11 protein-coding genes are annotated in these 12,549 nt (G+C 76.4%); 8 read left to right on the forward strand and 3 right to left on the reverse strand.

Going from position 1 to position 12,549, the window contains the following annotated elements; all coding sequences use genetic code 11:
- The first annotated feature begins 201 nt into the window (after positions 1 to 201).
- Both PYV61_RS11845 and PYV61_RS11850 read left to right on the forward strand, forming a co-directional pair.
- Entirely contained in the window at positions 202 to 1,515 is a 1,314-nt protein-coding gene (locus tag PYV61_RS11845) for a sigma-54 dependent transcriptional regulator (RefSeq protein WP_275831693.1), read from the forward strand.
- A 172-nt stretch (positions 1,516 to 1,687) separates the two neighbouring features.
- Positions 1,688 to 2,182: a response regulator gene (locus PYV61_RS11850; RefSeq protein ID WP_275831696.1), complete on the forward strand. Its 495-nt coding sequence runs from the start codon at positions 1,688 to 1,690 to the stop codon at positions 2,180 to 2,182.
- Positions 2,183 to 2,306: 124 nt separating this feature from the next.
- Here PYV61_RS11850 and PYV61_RS11855 read toward each other — a convergent pair whose 3' ends face one another.
- Positions 2,307 to 3,095 carry a lysophospholipid acyltransferase family protein gene (locus PYV61_RS11855; RefSeq protein WP_275831698.1) on the reverse strand — a complete coding sequence of 263 codons (789 nt, stop codon included), beginning with the start codon at positions 3,093 to 3,095 and terminating at the stop codon, positions 2,307 to 2,309.
- A 60-nt stretch (positions 3,096 to 3,155) separates the two neighbouring features.
- Here PYV61_RS11855 and PYV61_RS11860 point away from each other — a divergent pair, with 60 nt between their 5' ends.
- From PYV61_RS11860 to PYV61_RS11870, 3 genes are all read left to right on the forward strand, one after another.
- Positions 3,156 to 4,139, forward strand: a complete 984-nt coding sequence (locus PYV61_RS11860) for an alpha/beta fold hydrolase (protein WP_275831700.1) — start codon at positions 3,156 to 3,158, stop codon at positions 4,137 to 4,139.
- A gap of 79 nt (positions 4,140 to 4,218) precedes the next feature.
- Positions 4,219 to 5,136, forward strand: coding sequence for a hypothetical protein (locus tag PYV61_RS11865; RefSeq protein WP_275831702.1), 918 nt, complete (start codon positions 4,219 to 4,221; stop codon positions 5,134 to 5,136).
- Complete coding sequence (locus tag PYV61_RS11870) at positions 5,120 to 6,658, forward strand: phosphatase PAP2 family protein (RefSeq protein ID WP_275831704.1); 1,539 nt, start codon at positions 5,120 to 5,122, stop codon at positions 6,656 to 6,658. Before PYV61_RS11865 ends, PYV61_RS11870 begins: the two co-directional genes overlap by 17 nt.
- A 20-nt stretch (positions 6,659 to 6,678) precedes the next feature.
- On the opposite strand, the gene PYV61_RS11875 is transcribed toward PYV61_RS11870, so the two are convergent.
- Complete coding sequence (locus tag PYV61_RS11875) at positions 6,679 to 7,224, reverse strand: MerR family transcriptional regulator (RefSeq protein WP_275831706.1); 546 nt, start codon at positions 7,222 to 7,224, stop codon at positions 6,679 to 6,681.
- 218 nt (positions 7,225 to 7,442) lie between these two features.
- Between PYV61_RS11875 and PYV61_RS11880 the strand changes: the two genes are divergently transcribed.
- The gene (locus tag PYV61_RS11880; protein WP_275831708.1) at positions 7,443 to 8,231 is read left to right on the forward strand and encodes an SDR family NAD(P)-dependent oxidoreductase; all 789 of its coding nucleotides are present in this window, start codon (positions 7,443 to 7,445) and stop codon (positions 8,229 to 8,231) included.
- 120 nt (positions 8,232 to 8,351) lie between these two features.
- Here the strand turns inward: PYV61_RS11880 and PYV61_RS11885 are convergent, their stop codons facing one another.
- Positions 8,352 to 9,770: a cardiolipin synthase B gene (locus tag PYV61_RS11885; RefSeq protein ID WP_275831710.1), complete on the reverse strand. Its 1,419-nt coding sequence runs from the start codon at positions 9,768 to 9,770 to the stop codon at positions 8,352 to 8,354.
- Positions 9,771 to 9,870: 100 nt separating this feature from the next.
- Here PYV61_RS11885 and PYV61_RS11890 point away from each other — a divergent pair, with 100 nt between their 5' ends.
- Together PYV61_RS11890 and PYV61_RS11895 are read left to right on the forward strand one after the other, a co-directional pair.
- Positions 9,871 to 11,688 carry a glycosyltransferase family 39 protein gene (locus PYV61_RS11890; RefSeq protein WP_275831712.1) on the forward strand — a complete coding sequence of 606 codons (1,818 nt, stop codon included), beginning with the start codon at positions 9,871 to 9,873 and terminating at the stop codon, positions 11,686 to 11,688.
- A gap of 118 nt (positions 11,689 to 11,806) precedes the next feature.
- Entirely contained in the window at positions 11,807 to 12,502 is a 696-nt protein-coding gene (locus PYV61_RS11895; RefSeq protein WP_275831714.1) for an SDR family oxidoreductase, read from the forward strand.
- Positions 12,503 to 12,549: the final 47 nt, after the last annotated feature.

Raw genomic sequence — 12,549 nt, forward strand, 5'->3', positions numbered from 1 at the left:
GGCGGCGGGTGCGTGCTGGACGGCGACGTGCTCCGCGCGCTCAACGACTTCCAGCGCGCGCAGGGGCTCCCCGTCGCGCCGACGGTGACCCCGGCGACGGCCGCGCGGCTGCGCGAGGCGGCCGGCCGGCGCCCCGCCGCGCCGTAGGCGCGCCGGAGTCCCGGAGTCGTCGGCGGCGGGCGACCGCCGTAGATTTCGGGCATGCCCTCGGTCCTCGTCGTCGACGACGACGCCACCATCCGCGAGACGCTGGTCGAGTTCTTCGAGCAGCTGGGGCACGTGGCGCGCGGCGCGGCGACGGCGACCGAGGGGCGGCGGGTCGCGGCCGCGCACTCCCCCGACGTCGCGCTGGTGGACCTGCGCCTCCCCGACGCCGACGGGCTGCGGCTGCTGGAGGTGCTGCGCGCCGACCACCCCGACCTGGCGGTGATCCTGCTGACCGGGCACGGCGACGTCGCGACCGCGGTGCGCGCGATGCGCGAGGGGGCGGCCGACTTCCTCGAGAAGCCGATCGACCTGGAGGCGCTCGACGCGGCGGTGCGGCGCGCGGCGGAGCACGCGCGGCTGGCGCGCGAGCTGGCGGTGCTGCGCGCCAAGGAGGCCGGCGCGCTGTGGACCGAGACCGCGTCGGTGTCGCCGCTCCCCGACCTCGACCGGCTGGTCGAGCTGGCGGCGCGCAACGACGACGCGCCGGTGCTGGTGATCGGCGAGACCGGCACCGGCAAGGGCTACGTCGCGCGCCAGATCCACGAGCGCTCGCCGCGGCGCGAGCAGCCGTACGTCGAGATCAACTGCGCGTCGCTGTCGGCGCAGTTCGTGGAGAGCGAGCTGTTCGGCCACGAGAAGGGGGCGTTCACCGACGCCAAGCAGGCCAAGCGCGGGCTGCTGGAGGTGGCCGGGCGCGGGACGATGTTCCTCGACGAGGTGGCGGAGCTGTCGCCCGAGGTGCAGCCCAAGCTGCTGAAGGCGATCGAGGAGCGCGCGTTCCGGCGGCTGGGCGGGACGGCGACGCTCACCAGCGACGCGCGCCTCATCGTGGCGACGCACGTCCCGCTCGCGGACGCGGTGGCGCGCGGGTCGTTCCGCGCGGACCTGTACTACCGGCTGCAGGTGCTGACGATCGCGCTGCCGCCGCTGCGCGCGCGGCGCGGCGAGATCCCGCGGCTGGCCGAGGCGCTGCTGCCGCGCGGGGCGCGCCTCGCCGAGTCGTCGCGGGCGGCGCTCGAGGCCTACGACTGGCCGGGGAACATCCGCGAGCTGAAGAACGCGCTCTGGCGCGCCAGCATCCTCGCCGACGGGGCGCCGATCCGCCCCGAGCACCTCGGGCTGACGCCGGCGGGCGCGGCGGCGACGCCGGTCTCCACCGAGGTCACCACGCTCGCCGAGGCGGAGCGCCGCGCCATCTCGGCGGCGCTGGCGTCGACCGGGGGGAACAAGGCGCGGGCGGCCGACGTGCTGGGGATCGCGCGCTCGACGCTGCTGGAGAAGCTGCGCCGGCTGGCGCTGGCGGGCTGACCGGAAACCGGACAGCCGAGCGGCGCGCTGCCCGGAATCCGGGCGGCCCGCCCCGGCGTCCGTTTCGCAAGTCGCACCTCCGCAACGACTTGCGACGCGCGACGGAGCGGCCCGGAAGTGGCCTTGGGGATGGGCGTCCACCGTCCGCCTCCCCGACCGCGCCACCCGACCCGTGTCCCGCCGCGTACTCATCGTCGAAGACGAGCAGGGCATCCGCGACATCCTCGTGGAGCTGTTCGACGTCGCCGGGAGCCTGGTCGACGCGGCCGGGTCGCTGGACGAGGCGAAGCTGGCGCTGGCGAGCCGGGTCTACGACCTGATCGTCACGGACATCCGGCTGGGCGGGAAGCGCGACGGGGGGCTCCAGGTGATGGGGGCGTCGGGGCTGCTGTCGCCCGACGCGACGGTGATCGTGCTGACCGCCTACCCGGACCCGGACAACCGGCACGCGTCGCTGCGGCTGGGGGCGACGCACTTCCTGGAGAAGCCGGTGGACCTGCAGACGATCGCCGCGCTGGCCGCGCAGGCCGGCGTGTCGAGCGCGCTGATCCCGGTGGCCGCGGAGCGGTCGCTCCCGGCGCCCGAGACGCGCGAGCCGCACGGCTCGCCGTTCGGGGGGGTACACGGACGCACGAACGGCGCGCGCCAGGCGCCGCCGCCGGCATAGGGGGGCCCGCCGGAGTCGCTAGCGCCGTCCCCGCATGGTGTGGTGTGGTGCAGTGTGGGCGGGGCGGCCTAGCGACCCGGGGGCAGTGGGGTGGGGTGGCAGAAGGGAGGCCATGCGACGCGACTCACGCCGAGTCCCGCGTCGCATGGTCGCGTCCGGGCTCGCCGCGGCCGAGGCGGCCCGCGGTGCGCTCCCAGAGGGCGCTGAGCGAGCCGCGGCCGCGCAGGACGACGCGGTAGCCGGGGGGCGCGGCCAGCGAGTCGGCGCGCGCCAGGTCGTAGGGCCGGCCCGCCAGCTCGGCGCGCAGCGCGCGCCCCCCCGGCGCGGTGCGGCGCGCGACGCCCGCCGCGCCGGCGGCGGGGCGCCCGTGCGGCACCCCCTCCCCCACCCGCACCCAGAGCTCCGGGCGCTGCTCGGCGCGCAGCTCGTAGCGGAGCGCGACGGGGACGAGCGCCGCCTCGGGGACCGCGCGCTCGAGGCGCGCGAGGCCGGAGCGGAAGGCGAGCGGGCGGCGCGCTGGAAGCAGCTCGCCCTGCGGGAAGATCCAGAGCGTGCGCCCGGGGGCGCCGCGCAGCACGTCGCCCGCGTGCGCGACCAGGGCGCGGGCGTCGTCCAGCCCGTCGTCGGTCGTGCCGAAGCAGCCGACGTGGCGGAAGAAGGGGAAGCGTCGCAGCTGCGCGCCCTGCATCAGCCCGTACCCGTCGCACCGGAACACCTCGTGCGAGAGGTGGAGCAGGACGATCGGGTCCCACCACGCGCTGTGGTTCGGGAAGGCGATCACCGGCCCGGCCGACGCGGCCGGCCACGGGGCGCCGCCGAGCCAGACGCGCGCGAAGTGGCGCCGCAGCAGGCGCCGCCCCGCCGCCGCGTAGAGCGGGACCAGGGCGGGCGACTTGCGGGCGGGGAGCAGCATGCGAGGATGGTGCGGGCGCGGGCGGGCGTCGGTAAGGGGCACACGCGGGAGGCGAGCACGATGCGGTGGCGGACGGTGGCACTGACCGGCGGGGCGGCCGTGGGCGCGGCCGCCCTCTTCAACGAGGCGGCCGTGCACGGCGTCGGCCCGCTCGCCAACCCGCTGGGGGGCGAGGAGGGGACGTGGCACTGGCGCGGGCACCGCGTGGCGTGGACGCGCCGCGGCGCGGGGCCGGCGGTGCTCCTCGTGCACGCCATCCACGCCGCCGCGTGGAGCTACGAGTGGCGCCACGCGGTGGACCGGCTGGCGGCGGCGCACACGGTGTGGACGGTCGACCTGCTCGGCTTCGGGCGGTCGGACCGGCCGGCGGCGCGCTACTCGGCGGCCCTCTACGTGGCGCTGCTCGACGACTTCGCGCGCGAGGTGGTCGGCGCGCCGTGCGCGCTGGTCGGGTCGTCGCTGAGCGGGGCGTACACGGCGGCGCTGGCGGCGCGCGACGCGCGGCGCTTCCCGGCGCTGGTGGTGGTCACGCCGACCGGGGTGCGGCACCTGGCGTGGCCCCCCAACGCCGCGACGCAGGCGCTGCGGACGGCCATCGAGAGCCCGTTCCTGGGGACGACGCTGTTCAACGGGCTGGTGTCGCGCCCGAGCCTCCGGCTGTTCCTGGAGCAGGCGTACCGCCGCCCGGGGTGGGTGACCGACGCGCTGGTCGACGCGCACTACGCGACGGCGCACCAGCCGAACGCGCGCTTCGCGCCCGCGGCGTTCGTGGGGATGGCGCTCAACCTCAACGTGCGCGACGCGCTGCGCCGGCTGGAGCAGCCGCTCCTGGTCACCTGGGGGGCGCACGCGCGCGAGGTGCCGCGGGCGGAGCTGGACGGGTGGCGCGAGCTGCGTCCCGACGCCGAGGTCGCGGAGTTCGAGAGCGGCAGCCTGCCGCACGACGAGTGCGCGGAGGAGTGGTGCACGCGCGTGGTGCAGTTCCTCGCCCGCATCCGCCACGGCACCCCGACCGACGAGGGGGCGCTGGCCGGGCAGGCGTGAGACGGCTGTAATCGGGGCTGGACGGGAGGGCGTCCTCGACCGCAGTTTGGCGGCGTCGGTCCCCCCCCGCCCCCGCCGCATGCCCCGCCGCACGCCCCCGCCCCTGCTGGCCGCCCTCGTCGCGGCGGCCCTCCCCGGCGCGCTCCCCGCGCAGACCGTCGACGACGGCGTCGTCCTCCCGGCGCGCTTCGGCTACGCGATGGTCGCCTACGGCGTCGACCGGTGGGACCGCTACTGGGAGGGGACGCGCCTCCGCGACAACGCGAACATCGGGACGCTGACCACGCGCACCGTCGGCCTCGGGTTCGGCTACGGGCTCACCGACCGGCTGACGCTGGTCGCGTCGCTGCCGTACGTGCGCACCGAGGCGAGCGACGGGGTGCTGCAGGGGCAGCGCGGGATGCAGGACCTCACGGTCGCGGTGAAGCTGCGCGCGCTGCAGGGGCGGACGGCCGGGGGCACCGCGTTCCAGGCGCTGCTGACCGCCGGCGCGGCCGCGCCGACGACCGACTACACCCCCGACTTCCTCCCGATGTCGATCGGGCTGGCGAGCCGGCGCGCGATGCTCCGCGCCGCGGTGCGCGCCGAGGGGCGCGCGGGGTGGTTCGCCGACGCGGGCGCCGGGCACACCTGGCGCTCGACCGTCACGCTCGACCGCCCGGCGTACTTCACCGACGACCGGCTGGTGCTGAGCGACGAGGTCGCGATGCCCGACGTCGTCGACTGGTCGGCGACCGCCGGCTGGCAGGCGCGCGGGCTCCGCGTCCCGGTGACGCTGGCCGGCCAGCGCACCCTCGGCGGGGGCGACATCCGCCGCCAGGACATGCCCTTCGTCTCGAACCGGATGGACTTCACGCGCGTGCAGGCGCAGGCCGCCTACCAGATCCCGGGCGTCGCGCTCGACGCGTTCGTGGGCGGGTCGCGCGTCCTCGCCGGCCGCAACGTCGGCCGTTCCTCGCAGCTCTTCGCCGGAGTCGTCGGTGTCTTCCGTCTCTGATCGCCGCCCCCTCGCCGCCGCGGCGGTCGCGCTCCTCGTCCTGATCGGCGGCTGCGACCGCTCGGTGCAGCCCACCGAGACGCTGCCGCCGCTGCAGGCCGCCTCGCTCGACGCCGACGCCGGCGCGTGGCGCATGTTCGTGCTCGCGGCGCCCGAGCAGGTGGCCGTCGCCGCCCCCGCCGCCACGACCAGCGACGCGTACCGCGCCGAGCTGGCGGCGGTGAAGGCCGCGCAGGCGGCGATGACGCGGGCGCAGCGCGCGAACGTCGAGTACTGGAGCGGCGGCGGCGTGCTGCGGTGGAACCAGGTGATGCGCGAGCTGGTGGCGCGCTACAACCTGCCGCCCGCGCCGCGCCCCGACGGCAGCTACCCGGTGCCCGACGCGGAGAACCCGTTCGCCGACCCGAACTTCCCGTTCGCCAGCCCGCCGTACGCGGCGCGCGCGTACAGCTACGTGAGCGTGGCGCAGTACGAGGCGCTGAAGGCGACGTGGCACTGGAAGTTCCGCTACAACCGCGCGGCCCCCGCGAAGGTCGACGCCGGCGTGCAGGCGCTGGCGCCGGTGGGCGACCTGCCGGCCTACCCGTCGGAGGACGCGGTGCTGGCCGGCGCGACGGCGGAGATGCTCAAGCTGCTCTTCCCGGGGTCGGTGGAGGAGATCACGCGCCGCGCGGCGGAGGAGCGCGAGGCCGCGCTGCTCTCGGGGCGGGCGACGGCGAGCGACGTGGCGGCGGGGCTCGCGCTCGGCCGCTCGGTCGCGGCGCTGGTGATCGCGCGCGCGCGCGCCGACGGGATGGGCGCCGCGGGCGGGACGGCCGCGCTGTGGCAGGGGATGGCGACGGCGGCGACGGCGCGCGGCGAGGTGGCGTGGCTCAGCCAGGAGACGCCGGCCCGCCCGCCGATGCTGCCGAACTTCGGCGCCGTGCAGGCGTGGACGATGACCGCCGCGCAGCTGGCGACGCTCGACCCGCCGGCGCCCCCGTCGACGTCGTCGGCGCGGATGGCCGAGGACCTGGCCGAGGTGAAGCGCGTGACGTCGAACCTGACGCGCGAGCAGCTGGCGGTCGCGCTCAAGTGGAACGACGGCGCGGGGACGTACACGCCGCCGGGGCACTGGAACGACATCGCCGCCGAGTACGTGCGCGACGCGCGGATGAGCGAGGTGCGCGCGGCGCGCGTGTTCGCGGCGCTGAACATGGCGATGCACGACGCCGCGGTGGCCTGCTGGGCGATCAAGTTCCGGCACTACAACCCGCGCCCGGTGCAGCTCGACCCGACGATCAAGACGTCGATCGGGCTCCCCAACTTCCCGGCGTACCCGTCGGGGCACTCGACCTTCTCGGCGGCCGCGTCGACGGTGCTGGGGGCGTACTTCCCGTCGGCGGCCGGGGAGTTCGCGGCGCAGGCGGAGGAGGCGGGGATCTCGCGCCTCTACGGCGGGATCCACTACCGCGCCGACATCGAGAACGGGAAGGCGCACGGCCTGCGCATCGGCGCGGCGGTGGTGCAGGCGGTGCGCTGAGCCCCGCCGCGGCGGGCTGGCTACCGCAGCTCGCCGCGGCCGAGGGCGGCCCGCACGGCCTCGCGCATCGCGAGGAGCGCGTCCTCGCGCGCGGCCGGGGAGTCGTCGCGCACGTGCAGCTCGATCCCGTCGGCGACGCCGATGCGGCGCCAGCTGGCGGGCCCCTCCTCCGCCTTCGGCGCGACGCCGGCGCCGTTGGTCATGAGCGCCGGGGCGAGCGAGGTCGCGACGCGGCGCTCGAGGGCGTCGCCGGTGACCTCGCGCATCTCCTTCTTGATGGCGTCGAGCGTCTGCCCCTCGCGCTGCCGGATCTTGATGGCGAGCAGCTGGAGCAGGTGGCGGTAGTTGTACGTCGCCGACGTGCCGGTCCCCTCGGGGCGGTCGAGCAGGCCGGAGGCGACGTAGAAGCGCACCGCGCGCGCGCTCGGCGCCGCGCGGGCCGACGCGTTGGTGGGGCGGATGCCGGCGGCGTCGGCGAGCGCGGTGGCGTGGGCCGCGAGGCCGCGCGCGTTGAACGGCGCGTGGCGCGCGTGGAGGCGGAGGAGGTGCACCGGGGACTCGGCCATGGCTGAACCATAGCCGGCGGTTTTGCCCGGGGCCAGAGTCCGTTCGGTGGCGCGCCGGTGGCGTCGGCGTGGCGGGCGGGCGGTTCGGGACCGTTTACTGCGGGAGTCGCGACGGCGGGAGTCGAGAAAGCGGGAGTCGTGACCGCGCCGTGCGCCTCGACGACTCCCGTGGTGTCGACTCCCGCCGTCCCGACTCCCGCCGTTCCGAGGTCCCACGCATGCCCAACAGCCTGCACGATCGCGTCTCCCTGGTGACTGGCGCCGGCTCCGGCATCGGGGCGGCCTCTGCCGAGCGTCTCGCCCGCGCCGGCGCGCGCGTCGCGCTCGTGGGCCGCACCGCCGACGAGTTGGAGCGCGTGGCCGACCGCATCCGGGGCGCCGGCGGCACCGCGCGCGTCGCGGTCGCCGACGTCGCCGACGCCGACGCGATGCGCCGCGCCTGCGACGAGACCGCCGCCGAGTGGGGGCGGCTCGACGTCGTGTTCGCGAACGCCGGCGTCAACGGCGTCTGGGCGCCGATCGACGAGCTGCAGCCCGACGAGTTCGAGGCGACGCTGCGCACCAACCTCCTCGGCACCTTCGTCACCATCAAGTACGCGGCCCCGCACCTCAAGCGGCGCGGCGGGAGCGTGGTCGTCAACGCGAGCGTCAACGGCACTCGCGTGTTCAGCAACACCGGCGCGACCGCCTACTCGGCGTCGAAGGCGGGGCAGGTCGCGATGACCAAGATGCTCGCGCTGGAGCTGGCGAAGCACCGCGTCCGCGTGAACGTCATCTGCCCCGGCGCCATCGCCACCGCGATCGACGCGAACACCGAGAAGCGCGGCGTCGAGCGCGAGAAGGAGCCGGTCGAGTACCCGGCCGGGGAGATCCCGCTCACCGACGGGAAGCCGGGCACGTCGGAGCAGGTGGCGGAGCTCGTCCTGTTCCTCGCCTCGGACGCGGCGAGCCATGTCACCGGGACGGAGATCTGGATCGATGGGGGGCAGTCGTTGCTCGTCGGGTGACCCGAAGGGCGGGAGTCGTCACTGCGGGAGTCTCAACGGCGGGAGTCGCACGAGCGCACTGCGCCGTCACGACTCCCGATTCTTCGACTCCCGCAGTGACGACTCCCGCCGTGAACGACCTCAGAGCACTCGCTGTAAGGTCGCCGCCCCCGCATCCCTCACCTTCTGCCACCACGGCCGCCCCGCCATCTCCGCCGCCGTGACCTCCTTCGAGAAGCGCAGGTCCTCGAGGAACATGCGGTCCATGCCGCCGACCACCACGCTGTCCTGCACCAGCAGCGTCGTCTCGTCGTTGAACGCGAGCGAGCGGTTGTCGAAGTTCATCGACCCCACCGAGCCCCACACGCCGTCGACGCTGATCGTCTTGGCGTGCATGTTCGCCGGCTGGTACTCGTAGACCCGCACGCCGCTGCGCAGCAGGTCCTCGTAGCGGAAGCGCCCCGCCCACAGCGTCGACTTGACGTCCGTCTCGGGGCCGGTGGTCATGATGCGCACGTCGACGCCGCGCTTCGCGGCCTGGATCAGCAGGCGGCGGAAGTCGTCGTCGGGGACGAAGTAGGCGTTCGTGATGTAGAGCGTCCGGCGCGCCCCGGCGATCGTCAGCGCCAGGAAGCGCTCGGCGGGGGTGCTCCCCGTCGACGGCACCGCGTGGAAGAGCCCCGCGCGCACCGTGCGGTCGGTGGCGGCGCGCGCGTCGACGGGCGCGTCGCCCGGGGGCGGCGCCTCGGCCGACGCGCCGCGCCCCGGCCCCGAGCGGCGCCGCGCGCGCTGCACCCCGGTCGGCGACACCGAGTCGCGGTCGGCCACCGACTGCAGCGCCACCCGCGGGAAGAACGCGTCGCCCGTCAGCAGCTCCCCCGTCGCCTCGGCCCAGGTGGAGCCGAACGCCGCCTGCAGCTGCGCGACCGTCGGCCCCTCGAAGCGCACGTTGGTCTCGCGCCACTCCTCCGGCTTCCGCCCGTTCCCCAGCCAGTAGTCGGCGAGCCCGAAGCCGCCCGTGTAGCCCACGCGCCCGTCGACGACGACCACGCGCGCGTGCGAGCGCTCGGCCGCCTTGTGCAGCGTGTACCAGCGCAGCTGCCGCAGCCACGCCACGCGGATCCCCACCCGCCGCAGCGGCGCCACCCACTGCTCGGCGAGCGTCTGCGCCCCGAAGCCGTCGAGCAGCACCAGCACCCGCGCCCCCTTCTGCGCGCACTCGCGGAGCACCGCCGACATCGTGTCGGCCACCACCCCTGGCTGCGCGAAGTACATCTGCACCGTGACGGTGTGCTCGCAGGTGCGCAGGTCGCGCCACAGCAGCGGGTACGTCCCCTCCCCGTTCTCGAGCACCTGCACGCGGTTGCCGCCGTGCAGCGTGGTGCCGGCGTACAGCTCGATCGTGCGGGCGAACAGCGAGTCGTGCGGCGACGGCGGCCCCGTCGGGTCGTCGCGCGACACCACGTACTCGACCGGCGTGCCGCGGGTGACCGACAGCACGCCGATCAGCGCCAGCAGGGCCAGCGCGATCAGGAGCCCGACGAGGGCCAGCCGTTTCATGAGGCGTGCGATCACGGCGACGGCAAATGCAGGGCTCGTTCCACGCGCCGGGTGGGGCGCGCCGATGGCGCCCCGCGCGCCCGCCGTACACTTTGCGGGCGTGACCGTCCGCCCCCTGCCGTCCGACGCGAACGGCCCGCCGGCGCGGCTCCCGTCGGGGGCCCCCGGGTCCCCCGCCGTGCCCGGGGTCGCGATCCTCCCCGCGCCGCGCCGCCGCGCCCCGCCGCCGCGCCCGCGCCGCGTCGAGGCCCCCGACGCCCCCGCGGCGTCCGGGCTGGCGCTCCGCCCCCTCCTCGCGCTGGCCGCGCTGGTCGTCGGGCTCCACGTCGCGGTCAACATGGTCAGCGTCTACGCGCTGCACCGCGACGAGCTGCTCTACCTGGCGATGGGGCGCCACCTGCGCTTCTGGCGCATGGACTTCCCGCCGGCGATCGCCGTCCTGGCGGAGACCACCCGCGCCCTGCTCGGCGACACCGACGTCGCGATCCGCCTCGGCCCCGCGGTCGCGCACGCGCTGCTCGTGCTGCTCGCCGGGGCGCTCGCCCACCGGCTGCACGGCGCGCGCGGCGCGCAGCTGCTGGCCGCCGGCACCGTGTGCGCCACCCCGCTCTTCCTGCGCGCCGGGCACCTCTTCCAGCCGGTGGTCCTCGACCAGCTCTGGTGGACGATGGCGCTGCTCGGCCTCGTGCACCTCGGGCGCGAGACGACGTTCGGCGCCCACGCCACCGCCGAGGACTCGTGGTCGACCCCCGAGGGGCGGCGGCGGCGCACGCTGCGCGGGCGGGCGCGCGTGCTGGCGTGGCTGTCGCGCGCCGTCTCGAGCCCCTGGCTGCTGCTCGCGCTGGCGGGCGGGCTCGGGCTGCTGACCAAGTTCAGCATCGCCTTCCTCGCCGCCGGCGCCGCGGCGGCGCTGGTGATCGGGCCGCAGCGGCGCGCGCTGCTCACGGCGCGCCCCTGGCTGGCGGCGCTGGTGGCGCTCGCGATCGGCGCGCCGAGCCTCGTCGGGCAGGCGGCGCTCGGCTGGCCGGTGCTCGGGCAGATGCGCGAGCTGCGGTCGACGCAGCTCGTCCACGTGGGCGTCGCCGAGTTCCTCGGCGGGCAGCTCCTCCTCGGCCCGGCGCTGCTGCTGGCGCTGCTCGGCGCCGTCGCGCTGCTCGGCGCGCGGTGGGCGCGCCACGGCCGCACGGCGGGGATCGCGTGCGTGGCCGCGTTCCTCCTGCTGCTCGCCGCCCGCGGCAAGGCGTACTACGCAGGGCCGATCTACCCGCTGCTGTTCGCGGCGGGGGCGGTCGCGCTGCAGCAGGGGCTCGGCGGGCGCCTGCGCCTCTCGCGCAGCGGCGCGCGGCGGCGCCAGCTCGGCGCCGCCGCGCTGATCGGCGCGTACGGCGCGGTCACGCTCCCGGTCGCGCTCCCGATGCTCCCCCCCGACGTCACCGCGCGGTGGGCCGCGGCGCTCGGCGTCGACGCGGCGACGCGCACCAACACCGGCGAGGCGCTGGCGCTGCCGCAGGACTTCGCCGACATGCTCGGCTGGCCGCAGATGACGCGCGCCGTCGGCGACGCCTTCGCCGCGCTCCCCGACAGCGCGCGCGCCGACGCCGCGGTGCTGGCCGGCAACTACGGGCAGGCCGGGGCGCTCGAGTTCTACGGCCCGCGCGTCGGCATCCCCGACGTCATCAGCCCCGCCGGCTCCTACTGGTTCTTCGGCCCGGGCGACCGCGTCGGCGACCCGCTCCTCACCGTCGGCGTCCCCGAGGCCGCGCTGCGCGGCCGCTGCACGCGCCTCGTCCCCCTCGGCGTCGTGCGCCACGACGAGACGCGCTGGCTGGTGCCGGAGGAGCGGGACGTTCCGTTGTTCCTGTGCGAGCAGCCGGTGCCGGATCTGCGGGCGCAGTGGGGGGGGCTGCGTCCGCAATGACTGCGGGAGTCGTTACCGCGGGAGTCGTGAATGCGGGAGTCGCGACGGCGCAGTGCGCTCTTCCGACTCCCGCATTCACGACTCCCGCTTCGACGACTCCCGCCCCTACATTCGCCGTATGCCTCACCCGATTCTGATCACCGGCGTCGGCCGCGAAGGCCAGGTCGGCGAGGCCGTCGCCCGCGCGCTGGCGGCGACGGGCGCGCCGCTCGCGCTCGTCGACCGCACCCCGGAGCACGTCGAGGCGCGCGCGGCCGCGCTGCGCGCGGAGGGGCGCGACGCGCACGCCTTCGCCTGCGACCTGACGGTGGACGAGGAGGTCGAGGCGACCGTCGCGCGGGTGCGCGAGGCGGTGGGGGACGTCGGGGCGCTGGTGTGCGTGGCCGGGGGCTTCCAGCCGGGGACCGTCGCCGAGTCGGACTCCGACGTGTGGGGACGGATGCTGTCGCGGAACGGCAAGACCGCCATGCTCGTCACCCGCGCCGCGCTGCCGATGCTGCGGCGCACGCGCGGGAGCGTCGTCTACTTCGGGTCCGTGGCCGCGCTCCCCGGCGCGACCGGCGCCGGCATGGCGGCGTACGCGGCGGCCAAGGGCGTCGTGCTCGCCCTCATGCGCGCCGTGGCCGAGGAGGAACGGGCGCACGGCGTGCGCGCCAACGCCGTCGCCCCCACGAGCATCCGCACCGCGGACAACGTCGCGGCGATGGGCGACCGCGGGGACTACGTGTCGCGCGAGGACGTCGCGGCGGCGGTGGCGTGGCTCTGCTCCGACGCTGCGCGCGGCGTCACCGGCCAGGTCGTGCGGCTCGGCTGACGGCGCGCGGCGGCGGTCAGCCGTCGCGCAGCACCGCCGCCGGGGCC

Origin of the sequence: Roseisolibacter sp. H3M3-2, assembly GCF_029211165.1 — a bacterium.
In the GTDB taxonomy this organism is placed as follows: Bacteria; Gemmatimonadota; Gemmatimonadetes; order Gemmatimonadales; family Gemmatimonadaceae; genus Roseisolibacter.

Excerpts from the sequence above, each read along its gene's own strand:
- PYV61_RS11865 (WP_275831702.1), top strand. The coding sequence starts at position 4,219 with ATGCCCCGCCGCACGCCCCCGCCCCTGCTGGCCGCCCTCGTCGCGGCG.
- PYV61_RS11895 (WP_275831714.1), top strand. The coding sequence starts at position 11,807 with ATGCCTCACCCGATTCTGATCACCGGCGTCGGCCGCGAAGGCCAGGTC.
- PYV61_RS11860 (WP_275831700.1), top strand. The coding sequence starts at position 3,156 with ATGCGGTGGCGGACGGTGGCACTGACCGGCGGGGCGGCCGTGGGCGCG.
- PYV61_RS11845 (WP_275831693.1), top strand. The coding sequence starts at position 202 with ATGCCCTCGGTCCTCGTCGTCGACGACGACGCCACCATCCGCGAGACG.
- PYV61_RS11875 (WP_275831706.1), bottom strand. The coding sequence starts at position 7,224 with ATGGCCGAGTCCCCGGTGCACCTCCTCCGCCTCCACGCGCGCCACGCG.
- PYV61_RS11885 (WP_275831710.1), bottom strand. The coding sequence starts at position 9,770 with ATGAAACGGCTGGCCCTCGTCGGGCTCCTGATCGCGCTGGCCCTGCTG.
- PYV61_RS11855 (WP_275831698.1), bottom strand. The coding sequence starts at position 3,095 with ATGCTGCTCCCCGCCCGCAAGTCGCCCGCCCTGGTCCCGCTCTACGCG.
- PYV61_RS11880 (WP_275831708.1), top strand. The coding sequence starts at position 7,443 with ATGCCCAACAGCCTGCACGATCGCGTCTCCCTGGTGACTGGCGCCGGC.